The organism is Streptomyces sp. NPDC054872 (genome assembly GCF_053610705.1).
The window spans coordinates 241792-267273 of sequence record NZ_JBSGYY010000008.1 but is presented as its reverse complement, the minus strand read 5'-3'; the positions used below and the strand labels follow the sequence as shown (position 1 = coordinate 267273).

The window sequence follows — 25482 nt, the reverse complement described above, 5'->3', positions numbered from 1 at the left end:
CGTGGCCCGCATCCCCCCGGGAATGCGGGCCACGCGCGCGTAGCGGGCCGGTCGGCGAGCGCTCAGGCGGGCCGCACCACACTGTGGATCGGCATGTAGTAGATCGACTCGACGCGGACGTTCGTACCCGGCTTCGGGGCGTGGATCATCTTGCCGTCGCCGATGTAGATCCCGACGTGGCTGATGTCGTCGTAGAAGAAGACCAGGTCGCCGGGCTTGGCGTCGGCCGTCTTCACGGTCGTGCCGACCTTCACCTGGTCCCACGTCGTACGCGGCAGGGAGATCCCCGCGGCCTTCCACGCGTCCTGGGTGAGCCCGGAGCAGTCGTACGAGTCGGGCCCGGTCGCGCCCCACACGTACGGCTTGCCGATCTGGGCCTCGGCGAAGTTGATCACCTTCGCGGCCTTCGTCGCATAGCCGCTGTCCGTGTCGCCGGAGCCGGAACCCGTGCCGGCGTCCGTGCCGGTGCCGGTGCCGGTGCCCGTCCCCGAGTCCGGGGTCTCCTTCTCGCGTTCCTTGGCCGCGGCCTCTTCCGCCGCCTTGCGCTTGGCCTCCGCCTCGGCCTCCTGCTTGCGCGCCAGCTCGGCGGCCTTGCGCTTGGCCTCTTCTTCCTTCTTCTTCTCGATCGCCGCGAGCCGCGCCTTCTCCTCGGCCGTCAGCTCCGAGAGCAGCGTGCGCGCCGCGCCCAGCTTCTTCTGGACGGTCTGCTTGCTCGTCCGCAGATCGTCCCGCGAGTCGCTCAGCGTCTCCAGACTCTTCGCGGCCTTCGTGCGCTGCTTCGTCGCCGAGGCCTGCTGCGTCTGGTAGTCGTCGACCGCCTTCTTCTGGCGTGCGGTCAGCCGGTCCGACAGGTGGTTCTGGTCGAAGTACCCCTGCGGGTCGTCGGCCAGCATCATCGTGGCGGTCTCGGAGACGCCGCCGGTGCGGTACTGGGCCGCGGCGAACGTGCCCAGCTGCTGGCGGGCCTCGTTCAGCTTGTCGGTGCGCTTGGCCACATCGTCGAGAAGGGTGTCGACCTTCTTGCGCTGCTTGTCGGTGCGTTCCTTGACCGAGTTGTACTTCTGGGTGGCCACGCCCGCCTGGTGGTACAGGTCGTCGACCTTCTTCTGCACCTCTTCGAGGCTGGGCTTCTGGGGTGCCGACGGTGCCGCTTGCGCGCTCTGTGACAGGAGAGCCACGGAGGTGAGGGCTGCCGTCGTGATGCCGAGGGCCGGGGCGGTGCGTAGGCCGGTGATGCGGGCCCGCGGCTTGCGGTGCGACGCCAAGGGAGGCGACTCCTTCCGTAGACCGCCTACCGGGTTAGCTGTCGGGTTCGGGCGGGTGGTTCCGGAAGGTTGCCCTACAGTCCCGTACTGCGTACGGGACCGATTCACCCCAAGTTCTTGGTGGGTCCCCGGCTCCGAGGAGATCGAACTCGGCGGAGGCCACCCGTTCCCGGCGGGGTTCGCCGGTGGGAGTACGAGCAGCCCGCGGAGCACGGTAGCCAACTCGTGTGGTCCGTGTGAAGGTTGATGTTCGATATGCCCGATACGTTTTCGTTACTTTACGAAGCTCTTGACGCGGACACACAGTGCCGTTGCGGAACGTGACGATCCGCGGGCGGGGCGTAGGCGGGTGGACGTGGCCGGAACCCGGGGCGGGTTGTCAGTGGGGCCGCCTAGACTCGGGAGGCGATGAGCAGCCTCTTTGATGACAGCTTCCTGGCGGACCTCAAGCCCTCACGGGCTTCCGAGGAGGAGCCCCCGCCGCCGCCCGAGGACAGTGGCCCGGAATCCGTTCCGGATGATCTGTTCGACGGGAAGTTCGACGCGCCCGCACCCCGGGACGCGCACTACCGCGGCGGCGCCCCGCGCCCCGTGATCGACCCGGCGGCCCTGCTCGACGGGCTGAACGAGAACCAGCGCGCGGCCGTCGTGCACGCGGACTCCCCGCTGCTCATCGTCGCGGGCGCGGGCTCCGGCAAGACCCGGGTCCTGACGCACCGCATCGCGTATCTCCTGGCCGAGCGGCACGTGCACCCGGGGCAGATCCTGGCGATCACGTTCACGAACAAGGCCGCGGGCGAGATGAAGGAGCGCGTCGAGCAGCTCGTGGGGCCGCGGGCCAACGCGATGTGGGTGTCGACGTTCCACAGCGCGTGCGTCCGCATCCTGCGCCGCGAGTCGAAGAAGCTCGGCTTCACCTCCTCCTTCTCGATCTACGACGCGGCCGACTCCAAGCGGCTGATGGCGCTGGTCTGCCGTGACCTGGACATCGACCCGAAGAAGTTCCCGCCGAAGTCCTTCAGCGCCAAGATCTCGAACCTGAAGAACGAGCTGATCGACGAGGAGACCTTCGCAGGTCAGGCCGCCGACGGCTTCGAGAAGACGCTCGCCCAGGCGTACGCGATGTACCAGTCGCGGCTGCGCGAGGCGAACGCCCTCGACTTCGACGACCTGATCATGACGACGGTCCACATGTTCCGCGCGTTCCCGGACGTCGCCGAGCACTACCGCCGCCGCTTCCGCCACGTGATGGTCGACGAGTACCAGGACACCAACCACGCGCAGTACGCCCTCGTGCGCGAGCTGGTGGGCCCCTCCGGTGGCGAGGGCGCTGATGTCGACGGCCCCGCCGAGCTGTGTGTCGTGGGTGACGCGGACCAGTCGATCTACGCCTTCCGCGGCGCGACGATCCGCAACATCCTCCAGTTCGAGGAGGACTACCCCGACGCGACCACGATCCTCCTGGAGCAGAACTACCGCTCCACGCAGACGATCCTGACCGCGGCCAACGCCGTCATCGAGCGCAACGAAAGCCGCCGCCCCAAGAACCTGTGGACCAACGCGGGCGCCGGCGCGGGCATCACCGGGTACGTCGCGGACACCGAGCACGACGAGGCGCAGTTCGTCGCCGACGAGATCGACCGGCTCACCGACGCTGGCGACGCGAAGGCGGGCGACGTCGCGATCTTCTACCGGACGAACGCGCAGTCCCGTGTCTTCGAAGAGATCTTCATCCGCGTCGGCCTGCCGTACAAGGTCGTCGGCGGCGTCCGCTTCTACGAGCGCAAGGAGGTCCGGGACGTCCTCGCGTATCTGCGGGTGCTCGCCAACCCGGAGGACTCCGTCCCGCTGCGGCGCATTCTGAACGTGCCCAAGAGGGGCATCGGTGACCGCGCGGAGGCGATGATCGACGCGCTCTCGCAGCGCGAGAAGATCTCCTTCCCGCAGGCACTGAAGCGCGTCGACGAGGCGTACGGAATGGCGGCCCGCTCGGCGAACGCCGTCAAGCGTTTCAACGTGCTGATGGAGGAGCTGCGGACCATCGTCGAGTCCGGCGCGGGGCCCGCCGTCGTCCTGGAGGCCGTGCTCGAACGGACCGGGTACCTCGCCGAGTTGCAGGCCTCGACCGACCCGCAGGACGAGACCCGCATCGAGAACCTTCAGGAACTCGCCGCCGTCGCCCTGGAGTTCGAGCAGGACAGCGGTGCGGCCGCCTCCGAGGGCGAGGGTGAAGACGGCGGTGAGGCCGAGGACGCAGCCGAAGGCGCGGGCACGGGTGTGTCGGGCACGCTCTCGGAGTTCCTGGAGAGGGTCGCCCTCGTCGCCGACTCCGACCAGATCCCGGACGAGGAGGACGACGGCTCCGGAGTCATCACACTGATGACGCTGCACACCGCCAAGGGCCTCGAGTTCCCGGTCGTCTTCCTGACCGGCATGGAGGACGGCGTCTTCCCGCACATGCGCTCCCTCGGCCAGGTCAAGGAGTTGGAGGAGGAGCGCCGCCTCGCGTATGTGGGCATCACGCGCGCGCGTGAGCGGCTCTATCTGACGCGGTCCTCGATGCGCAGCGCCTGGGGACAGCCCTCGTACAACCCGCCCTCGCGCTTCCTGGAGGAAATCCCCGAGGTCCACCTGGACTGGAAGCGGAAGGGTTCCGTCGGCGCGCCGGCGACTTCCGGCCCCGCGGCCGGGATCGCCTCCTCCTTGTCGTCGTCCCGATCCAGGACCGGGGGCGCCCAGGGCTTCGCCACGCGCCGCGCATCGGAGAAGCCGGTGGTCGCGCTCGCGGTCGGGGACCGGGTCACGCACGACCAGTTCGGCCTCGGGACCGTGGTCGGAGTGAAGGGGACGGGCGCGAACGCCGAGGCGACGGTGGACTTCGGAGAGCCGAAGCCGAAGCGGCTCCTCCTGCGGTACGCACCGGTGGAGAAGCTCTAAGGGCCGCGGGGGCGGCCGGAGTTACGTCGGGTCGAGGCCGTGGCTGCGCAGCCACGGCAGCGGGTCGATGGCCGAGCCGCCCGCCGGACGCACCTCGAAGTGCAGGTGCGGGCCCGTGGAGTTGCCGGAGTTCCCGGAGAAGGCGATGGGGTCGCCGGCCTTGACGGGGCCGCTGGAGATCTTGTGCGTGGAGAGGTGGCAGTACCACGTCTCCGTGCCGTCCTTGGCGGTCACGATCGCCATGTTGCCGTAGGCGCTGTTCCACTTCGTGGAGACCGTGCCGTCGGTGGCGGCGAGCACCTCGGTGCCGTACGACACCGGGAAGTCGATTCCGGAGTGCGCGGACATCCAGTTGACGCCGGCCTGGCCGTAGTACGCGCTCAGACCGTGCTGTTTCACCGGCAGTGAGAACTTCGGGCGCAGGCGCTCCTTGCGCGCGGCTTCCTCTGCGGCTTTCTTCTCGGCGGCGACCTTCTCCGCCTTGAGGTCGATGCGCTCCTGGGTGCGGCTCGCGCGGTCGGCGAAGTCACCGGCGTCCGCCGAGAGGTTCGCCAGCTGCGTGTCGAGCTTGTTGTTGGCGGCGGAGGGCTGCACCGACGCGGGGTCCGGGGCCGTTGCCGCCTGCGTCTCCTTGCCGTCGTCGCCGCCGAAGTCGCCCACGGACGCGGCGGCGATACCCGCGACGCCCATCACACAGGCGGACGGCACGGCGACGGTGAAGAGCGCGGAGCGCTTGGCGGGGGAGCGGCGGCGGGCCCGGGAACGGGAGCCGTGCGAACGGTCCATGAGCGGAGGCTCTGCGTCACCTGCGGAAGCCCTGCGGGTCGGCTCGACCGGACCGAGTGAATCGGCGGGAGCTTCGTCGGGCGTGAACTCGTGCTCGGCGGGGACCGGTTGTGCGTAAACGTCGGGGGAGTGCGGGCCGGAGTCGTACGAAGCGGTTGCGTAGGACCCGGTGTCGTAAGGCGAATGCTCGTACGGTTCGGGGGCCTCGTACGTGTCGGGCGCTCCGGGCGTGTCCTGGGCCTCGTAGGTGCCGAGTGCCTCGTGCGCCTCAAGTGTCTCGGGGGTGCTGCCGTACGCCTCGTGCGTGGCGGTGGCCCCGTACGTCATGTCCTGGCCGGCGGAATTCCACGCGGTCGCGTCGTAGGCGCCGGTGTCGAAGGCCTGGGTTTCCCACTGGCCGGTCTGCTGCGGCTGGTCCCAGGCGCCCGCGTCCCACTGGCCCGTGGCGTCGGGGCCCGGTTGCTGCGTCGGGATTTCGGCGGAGAGCTGCTGATGGCCGCCGGTCGACCACAGGGCGCCGGTGTCGTAACCGCCGGTGTCGTAGCCACCGGTCTCGAACCCACTGGTGTCGTACGCGGCTTGGTGCTGCGCGGCGTACGGGTCGTGGTTCAGCGTCTGTTGGGTCCCCGTGGTGGACCACTGGCCGGTGTCGTACGAACTGCCGGGCATGTCGCCGAAGAGCGGGTCGGACGCAAAGCTTCCGGTGTCGTGACCGGCCGTCGCATAGCTGCCTGTGGTGTCGAAGCTTCCGGTGGAGTAGCTGTCGTAACCGGGGTAGGCGCCGTGCTGGGTGCTCTGCGGGTCATACGCCGCGTAGGGCGCATGGTCGGCGGGTGCCGAGGCCGGGGGTGTCGAGCTCCCCGACGGGTGACGGTCGTTCACCAACTTCTCTTTCGCCTCGGCAGCAGGGGGCAGAGCAGTGCGGTGACTGTACCCGGCGGTATGCGGGCGCGACAATCTTCGGCAGGTTTCGTGCTCTCAGGAAACGGGCATTCGGCCGTCTTTCGGCGGACGGCGGGCACAGCTTTGGCCCTGCGTTCGAGCTCCGTTCGACAAATTTTCCTCGCCGCGGGGTGCGCGAGCTGCTCCTCAGGCCACGGTGAGTCCGTTCTCGGCACCCTTTGCGGAGGTCCCCGGAGCAGGCAGATCGAGGGCCTGGCGGATTCCGGAGGCGACCGCGGGGTGGACCGGCAGGGCGAGATGACCGATACCGGAGACACGTACGTTCTGGGCGATCAGGTCGGGGTGGTTGACGCAGGCCGACTCGAGCGGGGCCATCAGCTGGTCCAGATCGCTCCAGAAGCTCACAAAACGGGTCCGGCAACCCGGAGCGGGCTCCCGCAGCTCCTCGATCACGTCTGATCCGGGACGCATCTGGCGCACGATCGGGTGCGCGTCGGCGAGCGGCACGACCCGCGTCCCCTCGTGCGGGGTACCGAGGGTGACCAGCGTGCGGACGCGCTCGTCGCCGCCCAGACGCTGCGCGTAATAGCGGGCTATCAGGCCGCCGAGACTGTGCCCGACGATGTCCACCTGGTGGTGGCCCGTGCGTTCGCAGATCTCCTCTATGTGGCGGCCGAGCAGCTCGGCGGCGGTGCGGATGTCGCAGGTGAGAGGGGAGTAGTTGAGGGATTCCACGTGCTGGCCGCCGTGCTGGGCAAGGGAGCGGCGCAGGAGGACGAAGACCGAGCGGTTGTCGATGAAGCCGTGCAGGAGGACGACCGGCGGCCGGCTCTCCGTGGGGAGCCGGGGGGCGTCGGGAGGCGGCAGTTCGGCGGCGATCCTGCGTTCCTGCGCGATGCCCGACGGGTAGAGGAGGAGGTGGCCGGCGAGGATCGCCACCTCCAACGCGGTCGCCTTCAGCAGGGCGATGGAGAGCCCCGCCAGTCTGGCGGGCAGCAGAGAGCAGGGCGGACGAAAGGGCAGGACCCTCGTGATGGTCATGGTCGACCTCCCGGTCGGCACGCCGGGGGACGGCTCTGACCCCCGTGTGCCCGTAGTGGGGAGGCGTGGCGGAGGTCGTGCGGCGGTGCGTGGTCAGCACCGGCGGCGCACTCTGTACCGGCGCGATCGCCGATGCGCCGCATCACCACGGCGCGCGGCGGACGGCGCGGTGGCACGGCGACCTCGTTGCGGCTCCCCTTGCGCCGTCCCGCGGGCGGTCCCAAAGCCGCTGGATACGGGAGTGGCGCGCAGCGAACGTGTCCCTTCGTGTGATTTCCCCCTCGCTCACCACCGTGAAACTGCCGGGTGCGAGATGCTGGAGATAACGTTCGTTCACTTCCCCGGCCGGTGCGGCACGGGGTGCCAGTGCTTGGACAGATGGATATCGGTACATGGAGGCAGTGATGGGTGTGGCAGCCGGTCCGATCCGCGTGGTGGTGGCCAAACCGGGTCTCGACGGTCATGATCGCGGAGCCAAGGTGATCGCGAGGGCACTGCGTGACGCGGGTATGGAGGTCATCTACACCGGCCTGCATCAGACGCCCGAGCAGGTCGTGGACACCGCGATCCAGGAGGACGCCGACGCGATCGGTCTGTCCATCCTCTCCGGCGCCCACAACACGCTTTTCGCCCGCGTGATCGAGCTCCTCAAGGAGCGCGACGCGGAGGACATCAAGGTGTTCGGCGGCGGCATCATCCCCGAGGCGGACATCGCGCCGCTCAAGGAGAAGGGTGTCGCGGAGATCTTCACTCCCGGCGCCACGACGGCTTCGATCGTGGACTGGGTCCGGGCGAACGTCCGTCAGCCGGCGGGCGCCTGACGGCCCCCGTGTCGGGATGCTGGGATCGTCCGGTCGCCGCCCTCGCTCCTTCGCGGGGGCGTGGGCAGGGGCCAGCGGCTGCCTGGGCCTGTCGATCGATCCATGGCCCGGCCTCGTAAGGGGGGTGCCTAAGATGACGGCACCCCCGGATCTTCCGTCGCCGCGCCCTTCCTGACCGGCTCCGCGCCCAGCTCCTCCCGCATCGCCGCGCGTAGACGCAACGTACTGACCAGCCGCTGGAAAGCCTCCGACCAGTAGCCGCCCGCGCCGGGCGACGCGTCCTCCGGCTCGTCCGGTATCGCCGTCAGTACGTCGAGCCGGACCGCCTCCGCCGGGTCGAGGCAGCGCTCCGCCAGACCCATCACCCCGCTGAAGCTCCAGGGATAACTCCCGGCGTCGCGTGCGATGTTCAGCGCGTCCACCACTGCCCGGCCCAGCGGCTCCGACCAGGGCAGCGCGCACACGCCCAGCAGCTGGAACGCCTCCGAGAGGCCGTGCGTCGCGATGAACCCGGCGACCCAGTCGGCCCGCTCCCCGGCCGGCAACGCGGCGAGGAGCTTCGCGCGCTCGGCGAGCGACGCCGCGCCGGGCCCCGCCGCGTCGGGGGACGAGGGGGCCCCGAGCAGTGCCCGGGACCAGACCGCGTCGCGCTGCCGCACGGCCGCGCGGCACCACGCGGCGTGCAGCTCGCTCTGCCAGTCGTCGGCCACGGGGAGCGCCACGATCTCAGCGGGGGAACGATTGCCGAGCCGTTCCTGCCAGATGCCGAGCGGAGCCGCCTCCACCAACTGGCCGAGCCACCAGGAGCGTTCGCCCCGGCCGGCCGGAGGCTTCGGGGTGACGCCGTCGCGCTCCATGCCCGCGTCGCACTCGTGCGGTGACTCGACGGTGAGCGTCGGCAGGTTCTTCGTGCCCTGCGCATGGTCTATGGCCACGCAGGAGGCCGCCCGGTCCGCCATCCGCGCGGCGAGAGCCGACGAGGGGAGCGCGGAGAGGAGCTCGGCCGCGGTGGCGCGGACGTTGCGGCTGCGGTCGGTGAGGGCCTGTTCCAGGAACGGCTCGTCAGCGTCGTGCAGATGGGTGCGCAGGGAGTCGAGGAACATCAGGCGGTCCTCCGCACGCTCCGTGCTCCAGGTGGAGGCGAGCAGGTCCCGTGCGGCGGCCGGGTCGTGCGCCCGCACGGCGCCGAGCAGAGCGACGCGCTCGGCGAACAGGCCCTCTTCCCAAAGCTGTTGGACCTGCGCTGTCTCCTCCGGGGCGGGCAGTGCCACACCGCCGCCCGGAGTCGAGCGGAGCGCGAACTTCCAGTCAGGGTTGAGCCGGGCGAGCCACAGAGCCCGCGGGCCCGCGAAGGCGAGGGCCTGCGGTCGGAGGTCGGTGCGCCCGCGGGCCGCGTTCAGGAGGGCGGGAAGCAGCTCGGGCGGCGCCGCGAAGCCGCGGTCGTTGGCCAGCGCCAGCCACTGGGGCAGCAGTTCCATCAGGTCGGGCACAGCGCCCCGGCGCCCGCCGCCGCCCGCTCCGGGGTGATCGGTGAGAAGAGTGGCGAGCCTGCGCCGCGCCGAGGGCGGCACCACGGGCCTCGGGTCGTCCGCGGCAGGCTCGGGAGGGGTGGCCGCGGGCGCGGGGGACAGCCCGGCTCTGCGCCGCACGGTCTGTACCGCGGCGGCGTCCAACAGGGCGGACGGTGCGTCCTTGTCCTGGGCGCGTACGGGGAATGTGCGGCGGTCGGTGCCGAGGAGCGCGGCGGTGACCAGGCCCTCCCAGGGGGTGGCGGTCGCTTCGGTGAGTGCGGTGGTGCCGGTCATGTGGACTCCTCACCCGGGCGGGACTCTCGGGTCTTCTCGATCTTTCGGATCTCTACGGGCCTTCGGGACTTCCGCGTCTTCCGCGTGTTCTGCGGTTCCGCGTCCTTCTGGTTTTCCGGGCTTTCGGGTTGGTCGGGTCTTCGTCCGGTGGTGCTGCCTTGGATCTGCCGGGCCCCGGATCTGCCGGAGCGGTCAGCGCAGGGCGACTGCCTCTCCCGCTCCGCGCGGCCAGGCAGTCAGAGGGGTGAAGCCCTCATGACCACACTCGCCGAAGACCGTCACCGGAGCGCCTCCGGAAAGTGCCACCAGCCGCCACAGGCCGGCTCGGGATGCCGCGGACGGCGTGATGGGCAGCGCCATGTCGCCTTCCGCATCCACCAGTTGCCAGCTGCCGGACGCCGGCCCCGGGTGAGGGGTCGGTATGACGTCGCTCAGCGTCACCGGCCAGGAATCCAGCCAGGGGTCGTCCCGCAGCATTTCCCCGTAGCGGCGCGCGGCCTGTTCCGTTTGCACGCCCGGTGGCCGGACGGCAGTCGGCGCGGGGGCACCGAACTGCTCACCCAGTTCGGCCCGCAACTGCCCGGCGCCCGGATACGAGGTCAGTTCGGCGTCCAGCGCGAGACCCACCGGCAGCGCGAGTGCCGGTGCGCGACCGGCGGCTCCGTACGAGAGGAGCAGGGCCGTTCGTCCGGACTCCGTGCCGTACAGCCATATCCGGCGGGTGGTGAGCTTGCTGTCCGCCGTGTCGTACTGCGCGAGCACCAGCCACTGGTCCCGCGCCGACGTGCCCTGCGCCGGTGTGGGCAGACCGACGCGGGAACGGACCGTGGCCGCCAGTGCCTCCGGCAGTCGCTCGCGGTGCAGCCAGCCCTGGTCGAGGAGGTGCAGGAGCGCGCACTCCTCCAGCATCCGCACCGGCCAGCCGGGGCCCGAGGACGGAATGGCACCCAACTCCCGCACACGGGCCGCCAGTCCGGGCGCCTGGGCGTCCACCATGCGGGCGGCCGTCTCCTCCCACAGGCCGTAACCCGTCTGCTCGGCGGCGGCTATGCCGCCTCGCAGCAGATCGGAGAGGCGCTGTTCCAGCTCCGTCACCCCCGCCGTGACCCGCTCGGCCCGGCGCTCCGCCCGGCGGCGTGCGCCCTCGGGATCGGCGACCGGCGAGCCCGCCCCGGTGTCCGGGGCCCGCTTCGTCTCCGCTCTCTTACGGCGCCCCGCCAGCCACTCCTCGGCCCACCCCGGCGGCTGCGCGTCCGGCACCGCTCCGACCGCCCCGTCCTCGCCCGACCAGAGCAGCAGCAGCCCGAGCGCGTGTTTGCACGGGAACTTGCGGCTCGGGCAACTGCACTTGTATGCCGGGCCCGCGGCGCCGGTGATGTCCGCGATGTCGACGACCGTCTGATACGGCTTGCTGCCACTGCCCTTGCACAGTCCCCACACCGCCCCCTCGCCCGAACTGCCCGCCTCCGACCATGGGCCGGCAACGCCGAGTTTGCTTCCCGCCTTGCGTGACGGGGCGTCAGGCGCCAGTGCCAGCACCTGATCCGCCGTCCAGCGCACCCCCTGCTGAGTCATGTCATCGAAGGTAGATCCCGCCACTGACAATCGACCCCGCGCTCGGAGTCTGTGCAGGTCAGCGGCGTGCGAGGGTCGATTGTCAGTGGCGTGGTGCACGGTGGAACCACATCCGGGCCAGATGTGCCCGGACGAGTTGGAGGGGGGATCGCTCCATGACCGTGTCCGTCGACTCGACGACCTCGTCGACCGAGAACCAGCCCGCGTCCACGATCGCCGCATCCGCTGTTCCCACGGCCTCGCCCGCGGGGGACGCGGAGGCGCTGCGGCCGCACGCCGAGCAGGCGTTCGCCGCCGAACTGGCCGCGCTCGTCGCGCAGGACGACCGGCCGAGGCCTGCCCGCTGGCGGCTCTCGCCGTGGGCGGTCGCGACGTATCTGCTCGGTGGCACGCTGCCCGACGGGACGGTGATCTCGCCGAAGTACGTGGGGCCGCGCCGCATCGTCGAGGTCGCCGTCACCACCCTCGCCACGGACCGCGCCCTGCTCCTGCTCGGCGTGCCCGGCACCGCGAAGACATGGGTGTCCGAGCATCTGGCGGCCGCCGTCAGCGGAGACTCGACGCTGCTCGTACAGGGCACGGCCGGCACGCCGGAGGAGGCGATCCGGTACGGCTGGAACTACGCGCAGCTGCTCGCGCACGGCCCCAGCCGCGACGCGCTCGTACCGAGTCCCGTCATGCGGGCCATGTCCGACGGCATGACGGCGCGGATCGAGGAGCTGACCCGCATCCCCGCGGACGTACAGGACACGCTGATCACGATCCTGTCGGAAAAGACCCTTCCCATACCGGAGTTGGGCCAAGAGGTGCAGGCCGTACGCGGCTTCAACCTCATCGCCACGGCCAACAACCGCGACCGCGGGGTCAACGACCTGTCGAGCGCGCTGCGCCGCCGCTTCAACACGGTGGTCCTTCCGCTTCCCGAGACCGCCGAGGCCGAGGTCGAGATCGTCTCGCGGCGCGTCGACCAGATCGGACGCTCGCTCGACCTGCCGTCCGGGCCCGAGGGGATCGACGAGATACGCCGCGTCGTGACCGTCTTCCGCGAGCTGCGGGACGGGGTGACGGCCGACGGGCGTACGAAGGTGAAGTCACCGAGCGGCACGCTCTCGACGGCCGAGGCGATCTCCGTGGTGACCAACGGCCTTGCCCTGGCCGCCCACTTCGGGGACGGCGTGCTGCGGCCGGGCGACGTCGCCGCGGGCATTCTCGGCGCGGTCGTCCGCGACCCGGCGGCGGACCGGGTGATCTGGCAGGAGTACCTGGAGGCGGTGGTCCGTGAGCGCGACGGGTGGAAGGACTTCTACCGCGCCTGCCGTGAGGTGAGTGCGTGACGAATGGGGGCGTGGGTGTGGACGTTGGTGTGGGCGTGACGGTGGTTGGTTCGCGGGTGACGGGGAGGAGCGGACATGAGCGGCGAGGTGCGGGAAGCGACGACACGGGCTGGCGAGGGGCCCTTGCTGCTGGGAGTGAGGCATCACGGGCCGGGTTCGGCGCGTGCGGTGCGGGCCGCGCTTGAGGCGGGCACGCCGCGTGTGGTGCTGATCGAGGGCCCGCCGGAAGCCGACGAGCTCGTGGCGCTCGCGGCGGACGAGGGGATGCGGCCGCCGGTCGCGCTGCTCGCGCATGTGGTGGACAAGCCGGGCCGCTCGGCGTTCTGGCCGCTGGCGGAGTTCTCACCGGAGTGGGTCGCGATCAAGTGGGCCGCGGAGGCGGGGGTTCCGGTCCGGTTCATGGATCTTCCGGCAGCGCATTCGCTGGCGCGGGCCGAGGGGACGGAGGGGGCTCAGGACGCCGCGGAGGGGGAGCCGGGCGAACCCGGGGCCGCTGGGGACGCGGAGGTGACCGCGGTGCGGATCGATCCGCTGGCGGTGCTCGCCGAGACCGCCGGGTACGACGATCCGGAGCGGTGGTGGGAGGACGTCGTCGAGCACCGGGACGGAGGCGGGGACGCCTTCGCGCCGTTCGAGGCCCTCGGCGAGGCCATGGGGGCGCTGCGTGAGGAGTACGGGACGGGCGGGCACGAGCGTGACCCGGTGCGTGAGGCGTACATGCGCATCCAACTGCGCTCGGCACAGCGGGATTTCGGGGCGGACGAGGTCGCGGTCGTGTGCGGGGCCTGGCACGTGCCCGCACTGCGGCAGAAGGTGACGGTCGCGGCCGACCGGGCGCTGCTCAAGGGTCTGCCGAAGGTGAAGGTCGACATGACCTGGGTGCCCTGGACGCACCGCCGCCTCTCCCGGGACAGCGGATACGGCGCGGGGATCGCGTCGCCGGGTTGGTACGGGCATCTGTTCGGCGCGCCCGACCGGCCCGTCGAGCGCTGGCTGACCAAGGTCGCGCGGCTCCTCCGGGACGAGGACAGGATGGTGTCGTCCGCGCATGTCATCGAGGCGGTGCGGCTCGCGGACACGCTCGCGGTGATGCGGGGGCGTCCGCTGCCGGGCCTCACCGAGACGACGGACGCGATCCGGGCGGTGATGTGCGAGGGGTCGGACGTGCCGCTCTCCCTCGTGCACGACAAGCTCGTCGTCGGGGATGTCCTGGGGGAGGTGCCGGACTCCGCGCCGGCGGTGCCGTTGCAGCGGGACCTCACGCGGCTCCAGCGAAAGCTCCGGCTCAAGCCCGAGGCGCTCGAGCGGGAGGTGGAGCTCGACCTGCGCAAGGACACGGACGCGGCACGCAGCAGGCTGCTGCATCGCCTGCGGCTGCTCGGTATCGGCTGGGGCGAGCCAGTGGAGTCGCGGGGGAGTACGGGCACGTTCCGGGAGACGTGGCGGCTGCGGTGGGAGCCGGAGCTTTCCGTGCGGGTGGCGGAGGCGGGGGTCTGGGGGACGACCGTGATGGCGGCGGCCACCGCGCGGGCGGAGTCCGATGCCGTCGGGGCCAGGGCGCTGTCCGATGTCACCGCACTGGCCGAGCGGTGTCTGCTGGCCGAGTTGCCGGACGCACTGCCTGTGGTGATGCGGGTTCTCGCGGACCGGGCGGCGTTGGACGCGGATGTCGGACACCTGGCGCAGGCGTTGCCCGCGTTGGTGCGGTCCCTTCGGTACGGGGACGTGCGGGGCACGGACACCGTTGCCCTCGGTGAGGTGGCCGTGGGCCTCGCCGAGCGGGTGTTCGTCGGGCTGCCTCCGGCGTGTGCGGGGCTCGACGGGGACGCGGCGCTCGAGATGCGGGGGCATGTGGACGCCGTTCACCAGGCGGTGGGCCTGCTGGGGGAACTGGGCGAAGACAGGGCGGGAGAGGGGGAATCGGGGCCGCGGCTGTCTCCGCCGGGAGCCGGTATGCGGGGGCGTTGGTCCTCCGTGCTGCGGGTGCTGGGGGAGCGGGACAGCGTTGCGGGGGTGGTCCGTGGGCGGTGTGTGCGGATCCTGACGGACAGCGGGGAACTGGCCGAGGAGGAGACCGCCCGGTTCATGGGGCTCGCCCTGTCACGGGGAACCGAACCCGCTGAATCCGCGGCCTGGATCGAGGGGTTCGTGGGCGGTGGCTCGGGGGGCGGCATGTTGCTCGTGCACGACGAGCGGCTGCTCGGGCTCGTCGACGACTGGCTGACCGGGGTCTCCGACAGCGCCTTCACCGACGTACTCCCCCTGCTGCGGCGCACGTTCTCGGCGTACGAACCGGGAGTGCGGCGGACGTTGGGCGAACTGGTCCGGCGAGGCTCGGCGGCGGGCGGCGGCGCGACCGTCACCGGTGGGATACCTGGCTTCGGGACGAAGCTCGACGGGGAGCGGGCGGACGCGGTTCTGCCGGTGCTGAGTCTGTTGCTGGGGGTCGGGATCGGGTCCGGGGCGGAGAGCGGGACCGATACGGAGAGCGGGTCCGAGGAGGGCGGGCCTGGGGCCAACGACGGGAACGAACTTGTGGGGGTGAGCCGATGATGCGGGACTTCGCGCAGGGCAGGGCGCGGGGCGCCGAGGCAAGGGCGGCTGGGGGCGCGGGAGGTGCGGCAACTCAAGATGGGGGAGATGCGGCGGGGCGAGGTGCGCGGGGTGCGGGGGTTCGAGGTGCGCAGGGTGCGGTGGTTCAGGGTGGGGGCGCTGTGGTGGGCCCGGGGGCGGGAGTTGGCGCGGTGAGGGGTGACTCGGCGGTGGATGTGGGCGGTCAGGGCGGGGATGCGGCAAAGGAGCGGATGCGGCGGTGGCGGCTTGTGCTGGGCGGTGGCGAGGGCGAGGGGACGGGGTGTGAGCTCGCCGGGCGGGACGCGGCGATGGACGGGGCGCTCGGTGCGTTGTACGGGGGAGAGGGCAGGGACGGAGGGGGGAAGAAGGAGCGGTCGCGGGACCGTTCGGCGGGGCTGGGGGCCTCCGCGCCGTCCGTGTCGCGTTGGCTCGGGGACATCCGGAAGTACTTCCCCACGTCCGTCGTCCAGGTGATGCAGCGCGACGCGATCGAGCGCCTCGGCCTGTCGACGCTGCTCCTTGAGCCCGAGATGCTGGAGGCCGTGGAAGCCGACGTACACCTGGTGGGCACCCTTCTCTCCCTCAACAAGGCCATGCCGGAAACCACCAAGGAGACCGCGCGGGCCGTCGTGCGCAAGGTGGTCGAGGACCTCGAGAAGCGGCTCGCCACGCGCACCCGCGCCACCCTCACCGGCGCGCTCGACCGCAGCGCCCGGGTCAGCAGGCCGCGCCACCACGACATCGACTGGAACCGCACGATCGCGGCCAACCTCAAGAACTACCTGCCGGAGTACAAGACGATCGTGCCCGAGCGCCTCATCGGGTACGGACGGGCAGCGCAGTCCGTGAAGAAGGAGGTCATCCTCTGCATCGACCAGTCCGGCTCGATGGCCGCGTCCGTCGTCTACGCCTCGGTGTTCGGCGCCGTGCTCGGTTCGATGCGGTCGCTCGACACCCGGCTCGTCGTCTTCGACACGAACGTCGTCGATCTGACCGACCAGCTCGACGATCCGGTGGACGTCCTGTTCGGCACGCAGTTGGGGGGCGGCACCGACATCAACCGGGCGCTCGCGTACTGCCAGTCGCAGATCACCCGGCCCGCGGACACCATCGTCGTCCTCATCAGCGACCTCTACGAAGGAGGCATACGCAACGAGATGCTGAAGCGGGTCGCGGCGATGAAGGCGTCCGGTGTGCAGTTCGTGACGCTGCTCGCGCTCTCCGACGAGGGGACACCCGCGTACGACCGTGAGCACGCGGCGGCCCTCGCGGCGATGGACGCACCGGCCTTCGCCTGCACCCCCGACCTTTTCCCGGAGGTGATGGCAGCGGCGATCGAGAAGCGCCCGCTGCCCATACCGGACATGAATACGCATCGGTAACAGGGGGCTTGCGCGAGGGCGGTCAGCCCGTGCGAGGATCGGCGGGCTTCACTCCCGGAGCGAGCGTCGTGCTTCGGGCCCGCCCGGCCCAGCGTCCGGGACCCCACCACCCAGTGACCCGGGAACCCCCGGCCCAGCAGAGGAACCCCCTCGTCTTGACTCCCGCAGCAGTCGTTCCGCCCGATGCCGCTGTGCGCATGACGCGCGCCGTGGCCGGGCGGCGTGCGCTGCAAGTGGTGCTGTTGCTGGCCGGGTTGCTCGCGCTGGGGTTCATCTGGGGCGAGCGTGCGCAGGCGGCGGACGTGGGCGGTGTGCCGGCTCCGGAACGTGTGGAGTCGGTGCGGTCGGCGGAACCAGCACAGTCTGCGGAACCGGTGCGGGAGCGGGTGGCCGAGGCCGCGCGGGACGGGCGCGACGCCGTGCGTCATGCCGCTGTGCGTCATGCCGCTGTGCGTCATGCCGCGGTCGAGTCCGCTGCTGAGTCCGTGGCCGAGTCCGCCGCCGAGTCCGAGTCCGTGGCCGAGCCTGTGGTCGATGCCGCCGAGCCCGTTGTGCGGACCGCGCGAGGTGTTGTGCGGCCGGTCGTGGGCGGGGTCAGCGGCATCGTCGAGGGCGCGCCGCAGCGGGTCCTTCCCGAAGCCCCGGACTTCTCCGGCATGCCCGGCGTCCCCGGAGCGCCCGGCGTTCCCGGCATGCCTGAGCTGCCGCAGCCCGGCCCTGGCCCCGGTGCGGGCGAGGGCGAAGGCGGCGACGAGCTCCGGTCACCCCATGCCGGGCAGGGCGAGGCGGCGGCTTCCGGGAGGCACGAGGCGCGGGCCGCCGAGTCCTCGTACGGAACAGGCGACCGTGTTCGCACCCTCACGTTCGCCGCTACCGGCGAGGCGTACCTGGCCGGTCAGCAGGTGAGTGACGTCGGTCCGGGTGACGCGAACCGAACCGGGCAGGAACCGTTCCCGTCCGTGCCCGGTGATCCCGCGCGGACGCTGGGCGGGCAGTCGGCCGGTGACGGCAGTTCGACGCGGCACGGTGATCCCTGTGCCGCCTCCTCCGACAGCCGTGCGCCCGTGCGGCTTCTGCGGGGCGTCGAAGCCGCTCAGGTTTCCGCGCCGGTCCGCGAACGACACCGGGACATTCCCGAATTCCCTGGCTAGGGCAGCCCTTTCCCCGCGAAGACCTGCCGCGCGGGGGTGGCAAAGGTCTGCCCGCCGACCGGACGCACATACGTACACACGTACGTGTCCAGGTCGGATCCACAGCCAGAGTTCGAAGGATCTGAAGCACGCATGAACAAGAACATTCGTCGTTCCATCGTCATAGCCGCCGGTGTCACGGGCGCCTGGGCACTCGGTTCCGCCGTGGCCAGTGCGGACGAGCTGCCGCAGCACTCCGTCGCCCTGCCCGACAACGCGTCCGACGCGGTCGACGCGGTCGACGACGTCAAGGGCGAGGCGAAGTCCACCGTCGCTGAAGCGAAGACCGCCGTCACCGAAGCGAAGACCGCCGCTCCCAAGGCTTCCGAGCAGGTCAAGGCCCCCGAGCACGTGAAGGCCCCCGAGGTCCGCACCCCGGACGTCAGCGTCCCCGAAGACTCCGTCGACGTCGACTACCTCTTCGGTCCGCTCTCCGCCTTCGCCCCGGAGGTCGAAGCCGCCGCGAAGAAGGCACCCGCGTCCGCCGCGCAGACCGCCACGACGACCGCCACCCCCATCGTCGACGAGACCGCCGCCGCCGTGTTGCCGCCGGTCGCCGCCACCGCGGTCGACGGTGTCGTGCCGGTCGCCGGGCAGGCGGTCGGCGATGCCGGTTACCTGGCGCAGGGTGTGGTCGGTGACGTTCAGCCGTTCGCCGGTGGGGTCGTCGGCGAGGTCCCGCCGTTCGTGCAGGGTGTCGTCGGCGACGACGTCCAGCCGTTCGCGGGCGGAGTCGTCGGCTCGGTCTCGCCGCTCGTGCAGACCGTCACCGACCAGGTGCGGCCGGTCGTGCGGGGCGTCGGCGGCAGCGCGGGCGAGCTCGCGTACGGCGTCACGGGCGACGTCCAGCCGTTCGCCGGTGGGGTCCTCGGCCAGGTCTCTCCGTTCGCGCAGGACCTGACGGGCACCGTCGCCCCCGACGCGCAGACCCTCACCGGGAACGCCGTCTCCGGCGTCCAGGGCGTGGCCGGCTCGGTCACCCCGGACTACCTGCCGACGTACGAGGAGGCGTACAACGCGACGTACGCCGTCTGACAGCTCATGCCCAGCTGACAGCTCATGCCCCCGCAGCGCGATGCGGCGTGAAAAGCAGCACCAGCAGTAAGAGCTGCACCATCAGTAAGAGCTGTACCAGTCGTAACAGCAGCAAACGGGCGGCCCCTGTCACCGCAGGGGCCGCCCGCTCCGACCCCGGGCCCGCGATCTGTGACAGTCATCACCGCCCAAATGTGATCTGTGATTTAGGGACCAACGGCCCACGGCGATAACCTGCGAGACGGACATGCCGCGTACCGGACTCCGTCCTACGCCTCCCTTGTGACAGCGCAGTCACGTTGCCCTCCGCGGCACGCCCACGCAGACAGCTGACCACAAAGCAGCGAGATCGCAGCGAGATCACGGAAAAGGGACGGACGCGCGTGGACCTGTTCGAGTACCAGGCGAGGGACCTCTTCGCCAAGCACGGTGTACCGGTGCTGGCCGGTGAAGTCATCGACACGCCTGAGGCGGCGCGCGAGGCCACCGAGAAGCTGGGCGGCAAGTCGGTCGTCAAGGCACAGGTGAAGGTCGGTGGCCGCGGCAAGGCCGGCGGCGTGAAGCTGGCCGACACCCCGGACGAGGCCGTCGCTCGCGCGACGGACATCCTCGGGATGGACATCAAGGGCCACACGGTCCACAAGGTGATGATCGCCGAGCTGTCCCCGGAGATCGAGGCGGAGTACTACGTCTCGTACCTCCTCGACCGCACCAACCGCACCTTCCTCGCCATGGCGTCGGTGCAGGGCGGCATGGACATCGAAGAGGTCGCGGAGAAGACTCCCGAGGCCCTCGCGAAGGTCCCGGTCAACGCCGTCGAAGGCGTGAACATCGAGAAGGCCCGCGAGATCGTGGCCCAGGCGAAGTTCCCGGCCGAGGTGGCCGAGGGTGTCGCCGAGGCGATGGTGACCCTGTGGGACACCTTCGTCGCCGAGGACGCGCTCCTCGTCGAGGTCAACCCGCTGGTGAAGACCAAGGACGGCCGCATCCTGGCCCTGGACGGCAAGGTCTCGCTCGACGAGAACGCCGACTTCCGCCAGGCCGACCACGAGGCCCTCGAGGACAAGGACGCAGCCAACCCGCTCGAGGCTGCCGCCAAGGCCAAGAACCTCAACTACGTGAAGCTCGACGGCGAGGTCGGCATCATCGGCAACGGTGCGGGCCTGGTCATGTCGACCCTGGACGTCGTCGCGTACGCCGGTGAGAACCACGGCGGCGTGAAGCCGGCCAACTTCCTCGACATCGGTGGCGGCGCCTCCGCCGAGGTCATGGCGAACGGCCTGGAGATCATCCTGGGCGACTCGGACGTCAAGTCCGTCTTCGTCAACGTCTTCGGTGGCATCACCGCGTGCGACGAGGTCGCCAACGGCATCGTGCAGGCCCTGGAGCTGCTCGCCTCGAAGGGCGAGAAGGTCGAGAAGCCGCTGGTCGTGCGCCTTGACGGCAACAACGCGGAGCTGGGTCGCAAGATCCTGAGCGACGCCAACCACCCGCTCGTGCAGCGCGTGGACACCATGGACGGCGCGGCCGACAAGGCCGCCGAGCTCGCGGCTGCGAAGTAAGGGAAGAGGTTAAGACACCACCATGGCTATCTTCCTCAACAAGGACAGCAAGGTCATCGTCCAGGGCATGACCGGTGCCACGGGCATGAAGCACACCAAGCTCATGCTGGGTGACGGCACCAACATCGTCGGCGGCGTGAACCCGCGCAAGGCGGGCACGAAGGTCGACTTCGACGGCACCGAGGTACCGGTCTTCGGTTCGGTCAAGGAGGCCATGGAGGCCACGGGCGCCAACGTGTCCGTCCTCTTCGTGCCGCCGGCCTTCTCCAAGGCCGCCGTCGTCGAGGCGATCGACGCCGAGATCCCCCTCGCGGTCGTCATCACCGAGGGCATCGCCGTCCACGACTCCGCCGCCTTCTGGGCGTACGCGAAGTCGAAGGGCAACAAGACCCGCATCATCGGCCCGAACTGCCCCGGTCTCATCACCCCGGGTCAGTCGAACGCCGGCATCATCCCGGGCGACATCACGAAGCCGGGCCGCATCGGCCTGGTCTCGAAGTCCGGCACGCTGACGTACCAGATGATGTACGAGCTCCGTGACATCGGCTTCTCCTCGGCCGTCGGCATCGGTGGCGACCCCGTCATCGGCACGACGCACATCGACGCCCTCGAGGCGTTCGAGGCCGACCCCGACACCGACCTGATCGTCATGATCGGCGAGATCGGCGGCGACGCCGAGGAGCGTGCGGCGGACTACATCAAGGCCAACGTGACGAAGCCGGTCGTCGGCTACGTCGCCGGTTTCACCGCGCCCGAGGGCAAGACCATGGGCCACGCCGGCGCCATCGTCTCCGGCTCCTCCGGTACGGCTGCCGCCAAGAAGGAAGCGCTTGAGGCTGCGGGCGTCAAGGTCGGCAAGACGCCTACCGAGACGGCGAAGCTTGCGCGGGCGATTCTCGCGGGCTGAGTTTGCCTGAACCGTTTGAAAAGTGGGCCCGCACCTCTCATGGGAGAGGTGCGGGCCCACTTTTCTTGGCTGCCGGCCGAGCGTGGCTGGTCGCGCCGTTCCCCGCGCCCCTAAAAGACTGCGCCGTTCCCCGCGCCCCTGAAAGACCGCCGCCCGCGCACTATCTCGCCTGTGGTGTCAGTTTTTCCGGGCCGCTGGTCAAGTTTTCGCGGAGCTTCTTGTGGAGGAGTTGGTCCGCGTACGTCAGGTGGCCGGGGCCCATGTGTGGGGGTACTCCGCTGATGGCCTTGCCCGGGGACTGGGGTGGTTCGTAGTGCGTGGGGGCCGATCTCAGGGTGAGGGCCGTCGCGCCGACGATCAGGGCGGTGAAGGCGATCGCCGCGCGGGTCCAGAAGCGGGCGCGGTGCTCGCTGCCGGTGCGCACCCGGACCGCGTTCGGCGGCCGTAGTTTCTCCGCGCCGCACAGTTCGCCGAGGCGCTGGTGCAGGGCTTCGGGCGTCGACGCCTGGTCGGGGAGCTTCTCGGCGATCGTCTCGCGCGCGTGCAGCAGCCGGTTGGCCGTCGCGGGCGTGCTCGCCTCCGTCTCGGCCGCGGTCTCGGGCAGGTCGAGGCCGACGCCGTCGTAGAGCAGGAGGGTGCGGCGCTGGGCGGGCGGCAGGCTCATCAGAACCTTGAGGAAGGCGCGGTCGGCCGCCTCGGCGGGCGGGGCGTCGGGGTGCCGGTGGGTGGGGCGGAGGCGGTGCCAGGGGGACATCGCGTACTCGTACGCCGCCGCGCGCACCCAACCCGCCGGGTCGCGGTCCACGGCGACCTCGGGCCAGCGCTGCCAGGCGAGCTGGAAGGCGCGTTCCACCGATTCCTGCGCGAGGGTGCGGCGGCCGGTGAGGAGGTAGGTCTGGCGTACGAGGCCGGGGGCGCAGGTCACGCAGAGCGTGTCGAAGGCTTCGGCGGGGGTGGCGGCTCCCGTGGGGAACCTGGACGGCTCGGGCTCGCGCCCGCGCTCGGGTGGGGCGGCGGCCGGTGTCCGCACCAGCGGGTCGGGCCGGGCGTGGCCGTTCATCGCCGCGCCCACCGGGATGCGCGCGGGGGCCTTGCCGTCCTTGGCGTCGATGGCGGGGGGCGCGTCCCGGGCCCAGCTGGGGCGCCGTGCGGAACGCTCGCCCGCTACGGTCTGCTCGTTCGCTAGCTCGGCAAGGAGTTTCGCGTAGATGTCACGCCTGCGGCCGCGTGGCTTCGAGCGGCCGGCCTCCCAGGAGCGGACCGTCTCCCGGGTGACGCCCACCCGCGCGGCGATCTCGGCCTGGCTCAGGGACTTCGCCTCGCGCAGACGTCGGCGTTCCTTGGGGGACGGCAACGGTGTGGCAGGGCTCTGGGTCATGTCGGACTCTCCGCGCCGTGGGCCGTGGGCGTTCGTGCGGCGGGCAGCCGGGCGCGGCCGGTCCGTCGTACGAAAAAGTACATAAACGTATCTTGTGCGACACATCGGGTATTCGCCTGTTACAGGGAGAAAGCGCGTGTCGTTGGGAGCATGGCCGGTGTGACGCACCTCACCGACCGCACCTCACCGTTGCCGCCCCTCAAGACGCTCGTCGAACGGTTCCGGGACCGCTCACCCGGACTGGCGACGTGCCTGTTCGGCGGTGCTGTCGCGGCCGGGCTCGGCCTCGGCTCGTGTGCCGTCCTGGTGATGGTCCTCTGGATCAGCTCGCCCTATCCCGACAGCGGGCCCGACGGAGCGCTGCATGTCGCCGCCGCGGTGTGGCTGATCGCCCACGGCACGGAGCTGATCCGCACGGACACGGTCTCCGGGGCCCCGGCGCCGGTCGGCGTCACGCCGCTGCTCCTGATGGTGCTGCCGGGCTGGCTCGCGCACCGCGCCGCGCGGGACGCGGCGGACCCGGAGGAGCGCGGCATGGCGCCGCGGACCGCGTGGTGCGGGGTCGTCGGCGGCTACCTGCTGGTGGGCACGGCCGCGACGCTGTACGCGGCCGGGGGCGAGCTGCGGCCGTCGTGGCCGAGCGCGGTGCTGCACCTGCCGATGGTCGTGGCCTGTGCGGCGGCGGTGGGGGTGTGGACCGCGGTGGGCCGGCCCCGGGAGCCGCTGCCGGGTGTGGTGCGGGGCGGCCTGCGTGCGCTGCCCGCGGCGGTACGTCCCTTCCTCGTACGCCGGCACGTCCGCGCCGTCACGCGGGCCGCGTCGGCCGGGGCGGTGGTGCTCGTCGGCGGGGGAGCGTTGCTGGTCGCGGTGTCGCTCGTGCTGCACGGCGGTCTGGCGAGGGCGTCGTTCGCGCAGGTCACGGACGTGTGGTCGGGCCGTTTCGCGGTGCTGCTGCTGGCCGTGGCGCTGGTGCCGAACGCGGCGGTGTGGGGCGCGGCGTACGGCCTCGGCCCGGGTTTCGCGCTCGGCACGGGGAGCGTGGCGGGGCCGCTCGCAGTGAGTTCGGCCCCGATGCTGCCGGAGTTCCCGCTGCTCGCGGCGGTGCCGACGCAGGGGCCCGGTACGCCGTTGACGTGGGCGGCGGGCGCGGTGCCGCTGGCCGGGGGGCTCGTTCTGGCGTGGTTCACGGCGGGGGCGGCGGCGCCTGCGTCCGGAGAGAGGGGCGAGGCGTGGACCCGGGTCCGGACGATGCTGGTCACCGTGGCGGGGGCGGCGCTGTGCGGGGTGTTCATGGCGGTCCTCGCGGCGCTGGCGGGTGGCCCGATGGGGGTGGCCGTCCTGGCCGAGTTCGGCCCGGTGTGGTGGCTGACGGGGGCGGCGACGCTGGGCTGGACGGCGGTGGTGGGCGTGCCGTTCGCGCTGGTGGCGCGGTCCTGGCGCCTGCGGACCCGCAGGGCTACGCCACGCCGGCCGTGGCTCCGGCTGCCGAAGCCTCGGGTCCCCCAGCTGCGGCTGCGCTCTCCCCGCCTACGCCTGCCCCGGATCCCCCGCCGCCGTCAGAACCCGCCGCCTCCGACACCGCCCACACCGGACCCGTTCGAGCCGTACGACTTCCTGCCCCAGTCGCCTCCGACAGCACAGACGCCGCCGGCGAACTGGCACGACGAGGCATCACGCGAGGCACGCTGGGCGGCGCTGAGAGACGCGAGCGGGGAGCGGCCGCCGGGGGCTTGAGGGGGGCGGTGCGGTGCCCGCGCGGGCGGGCGGCCGGGACCGTACGACTTCCTGCCGCTGCCGCAGTCGCCCGCGGCAGCGGAGGCGCCGGTGGCGGAGTGACACGACGAGGCGTCACGCGAGGCACGCTGGGCGGCCTTGAGGGACGTGACCGGGGGGCGGCCACCGGAGGGTTGGGGGCAGGCGGTCTGGTGCCCGCGCGGGGCGGGCGGCCGGGACCGACGACTTCCTGCCGCAGCAGCCGCCTGCCGCAGTCGCCCGCGGCAGCGGAGGCGCCGGTGGCGGACTGACACGACGAGGCGTCAAGGGAGGCGGCGGCCGGAGGCTTGAGGGAGTGGGTGCAACCGGTCGCCCGGCCCAAGGCCCCCGGCCAGGATCAGTCCCGCTCCCCCAGCAGTGGGCGCAGCTGCTTTGGCAGGAGGTCGTTGCACTCCTGCTTCGATTGGCTCGTGAGGGCGTCGTTCACGCAGGTGTAGTAGTCCCGGTACACCAGCTGCGCCGCGAACGTCGCCGCCACCATCGCCAGCGCGAGCGACGCCGTCACCAGGCCGCTGACCGCCGCCGTGGTCTGCGGCTTCGTGCCGGTGGGGTCGGCCGCGGGCTGCTGCGTGGCCGGTGCCGTCGGGTCCGGCTGCTTCGGCTTCGACCGCAGGGAGCTGATGCCCCAGTGCAGCGCGAGCGCGCCCAGGAGCAGGGCCACGTACCGCCAGCCGAAGAGTGCGAAGAAGAAGGCCCACATGCCGGAGAGCAGGGCGTACCGAGCGCGGCGCTGGGCCGGGTCGGTCGGGTCCCAGCGCATGCCGGAGCCGGGCCCGGAGTTTCCGTCGGGGCCCTGGCCCCCGCCCTCCTTGCCGGGGCGCTCGCCGAAGCCGCCGCCCTGGGAGCGGCCGGGCTGACGGTCGCTCCACTGGCTGCCCCAGGGGGAACGGCCCCGGTCGTCGGGGCTGTCGCCGCCGTTGCCGGGGCGGGGCCGCCACGGCTGGTCCGGGGTTCCCTCCGGCGGCGGCGCGAAGGGATTGTCGTCCTTCGAGGACCCCTTCGAGGACCCGGAACTGCCCGAGTCGCCCGAGGAGCCGGAGCCCCCGGAGCCCTGGGAGTCCTGCGGCGGGGACGACGGGCGGCCGTCGCGCAGCAGCGTCGAGCCGCGCTCCCCTGCGTGCGTCAGTCCGAACGCGAGGGACAGCGGAAGGCGGAGGCTACGGTCCGGCATCAGGTGTGCGTCTTCCCCTTGGTCGAGCAAGCCAGGTCGAACA

17 protein-coding genes and 1 riboswitch are annotated in these 25482 nt (G+C 71.5%); of the genes, 10 read left to right on the top strand and 7 right to left on the bottom strand.

The window, feature by feature from the left end:
- Positions 1 to 62: 62 nt before the first annotated feature.
- Positions 63 to 1265 carry an NlpC/P60 family protein gene (locus ACWGIH_RS13115; RefSeq protein WP_453452430.1) on the bottom strand — a complete coding sequence of 401 codons (1203 nt, stop codon included), beginning with the start codon at positions 1263 to 1265 and terminating at the stop codon, positions 63 to 65.
- A gap of 8 nt (positions 1266 to 1273) precedes the next feature.
- Positions 1274 to 1430: riboswitch (cyclic di-AMP (ydaO/yuaA leader) on the bottom strand.
- Positions 1431 to 1673: 243 nt separating this feature from the next.
- Between ACWGIH_RS13115 and pcrA the strand changes: the two genes are divergently transcribed.
- Positions 1674 to 4202 (top strand): DNA helicase PcrA, encoded by a 2529-nt coding sequence (pcrA, locus tag ACWGIH_RS13110; protein ID WP_453452429.1) that lies wholly within the window; start codon positions 1674 to 1676, stop codon positions 4200 to 4202.
- A gap of 21 nt (positions 4203 to 4223) precedes the next feature.
- Here pcrA and ACWGIH_RS13105 read toward each other — a convergent pair whose 3' ends face one another.
- Entirely contained in the window at positions 4224 to 5870 is a 1647-nt protein-coding gene (locus ACWGIH_RS13105) for a M23 family metallopeptidase (RefSeq protein ID WP_453452428.1), read from the bottom strand.
- A 207-nt stretch (positions 5871 to 6077) separates the two neighbouring features.
- Positions 6078 to 6932, bottom strand: a complete 855-nt coding sequence (locus tag ACWGIH_RS13100) for an esterase/lipase family protein (protein WP_453452427.1) — start codon at positions 6930 to 6932, stop codon at positions 6078 to 6080.
- A gap of 404 nt (positions 6933 to 7336) precedes the next feature.
- On the opposite strand from ACWGIH_RS13100, the gene ACWGIH_RS13095 reads away from it, so the two are divergent.
- Complete coding sequence (locus tag ACWGIH_RS13095) at positions 7337 to 7753, top strand: cobalamin B12-binding domain-containing protein (protein ID WP_160506729.1); 417 nt, start codon at positions 7337 to 7339, stop codon at positions 7751 to 7753.
- Positions 7754 to 7881: 128 nt separating this feature from the next.
- Here the strand turns inward: ACWGIH_RS13095 and ACWGIH_RS13090 are convergent, their stop codons facing one another.
- Both ACWGIH_RS13090 and ACWGIH_RS13085 read right to left on the bottom strand, forming a co-directional pair.
- Positions 7882 to 9558 (bottom strand): DUF5691 domain-containing protein, encoded by a 1677-nt coding sequence (locus ACWGIH_RS13090; protein WP_453452426.1) that lies wholly within the window; start codon positions 9556 to 9558, stop codon positions 7882 to 7884.
- A 192-nt stretch (positions 9559 to 9750) separates the two neighbouring features.
- A complete protein-coding gene (locus tag ACWGIH_RS13085) occupies positions 9751 to 11133 on the bottom strand; it encodes an SWIM zinc finger family protein (protein ID WP_453452425.1) in 1383 nt (460 codons plus the stop codon).
- 155 nt (positions 11134 to 11288) lie between these two features.
- Here ACWGIH_RS13085 and ACWGIH_RS13080 point away from each other — a divergent pair, with 155 nt between their 5' ends.
- The 7 genes from ACWGIH_RS13080 (at position 11289) to sucD (ending at position 21117) form a co-directional block, all read left to right on the top strand.
- The gene (locus ACWGIH_RS13080) at positions 11289 to 12467 is read left to right on the top strand and encodes an ATP-binding protein (RefSeq protein ID WP_453452424.1); all 1179 of its coding nucleotides are present in this window, start codon (positions 11289 to 11291) and stop codon (positions 12465 to 12467) included.
- A gap of 75 nt (positions 12468 to 12542) precedes the next feature.
- Positions 12543 to 15020, top strand: a complete 2478-nt coding sequence (locus ACWGIH_RS13075; protein WP_453452423.1) for a DUF5682 family protein — start codon at positions 12543 to 12545, stop codon at positions 15018 to 15020.
- Positions 15021 to 15271: 251 nt separating this feature from the next.
- Positions 15272 to 16423, top strand: coding sequence for a VWA domain-containing protein (locus tag ACWGIH_RS13070; protein WP_453452431.1), 1152 nt, complete (start codon positions 15272 to 15274; stop codon positions 16421 to 16423).
- 155 nt (positions 16424 to 16578) lie between these two features.
- Positions 16579 to 17574, top strand: a complete 996-nt coding sequence (locus ACWGIH_RS13065; protein ID WP_453452422.1) for a hypothetical protein — start codon at positions 16579 to 16581, stop codon at positions 17572 to 17574.
- A gap of 132 nt (positions 17575 to 17706) precedes the next feature.
- Complete coding sequence (locus ACWGIH_RS13060; protein WP_453452421.1) at positions 17707 to 18648, top strand: hypothetical protein; 942 nt, start codon at positions 17707 to 17709, stop codon at positions 18646 to 18648.
- A gap of 383 nt (positions 18649 to 19031) precedes the next feature.
- Positions 19032 to 20210 carry an ADP-forming succinate--CoA ligase subunit beta gene (gene sucC, locus ACWGIH_RS13055; protein ID WP_453452420.1) on the top strand — a complete coding sequence of 393 codons (1179 nt, stop codon included), beginning with the start codon at positions 19032 to 19034 and terminating at the stop codon, positions 20208 to 20210.
- 22 nt (positions 20211 to 20232) lie between these two features.
- Positions 20233 to 21117, top strand: coding sequence for a succinate--CoA ligase subunit alpha (gene sucD / locus ACWGIH_RS13050; protein WP_160506736.1), 885 nt, complete (start codon positions 20233 to 20235; stop codon positions 21115 to 21117).
- 160 nt (positions 21118 to 21277) lie between these two features.
- On the opposite strand, the gene ACWGIH_RS13045 is transcribed toward sucD, so the two are convergent.
- Positions 21278 to 22495 (bottom strand): helix-turn-helix domain-containing protein, encoded by a 1218-nt coding sequence (locus ACWGIH_RS13045; RefSeq protein ID WP_453448011.1) that lies wholly within the window; start codon positions 22493 to 22495, stop codon positions 21278 to 21280.
- A gap of 150 nt (positions 22496 to 22645) precedes the next feature.
- Between ACWGIH_RS13045 and ACWGIH_RS13040 the strand changes: the two genes are divergently transcribed.
- A complete protein-coding gene (locus ACWGIH_RS13040; protein WP_453448012.1) occupies positions 22646 to 24229 on the top strand; it encodes a cell division protein PerM in 1584 nt (527 codons plus the stop codon).
- A 376-nt stretch (positions 24230 to 24605) separates the two neighbouring features.
- Here ACWGIH_RS13040 and ACWGIH_RS13035 read toward each other — a convergent pair whose 3' ends face one another.
- On the bottom strand, positions 24606 to 25439 hold the full coding sequence (locus ACWGIH_RS13035; RefSeq protein ID WP_453448013.1) for a hypothetical protein: 834 nt from the start codon (positions 25437 to 25439) through the stop codon (positions 24606 to 24608).
- Positions 25440 to 25482 lie beyond the last annotated feature (43 nt).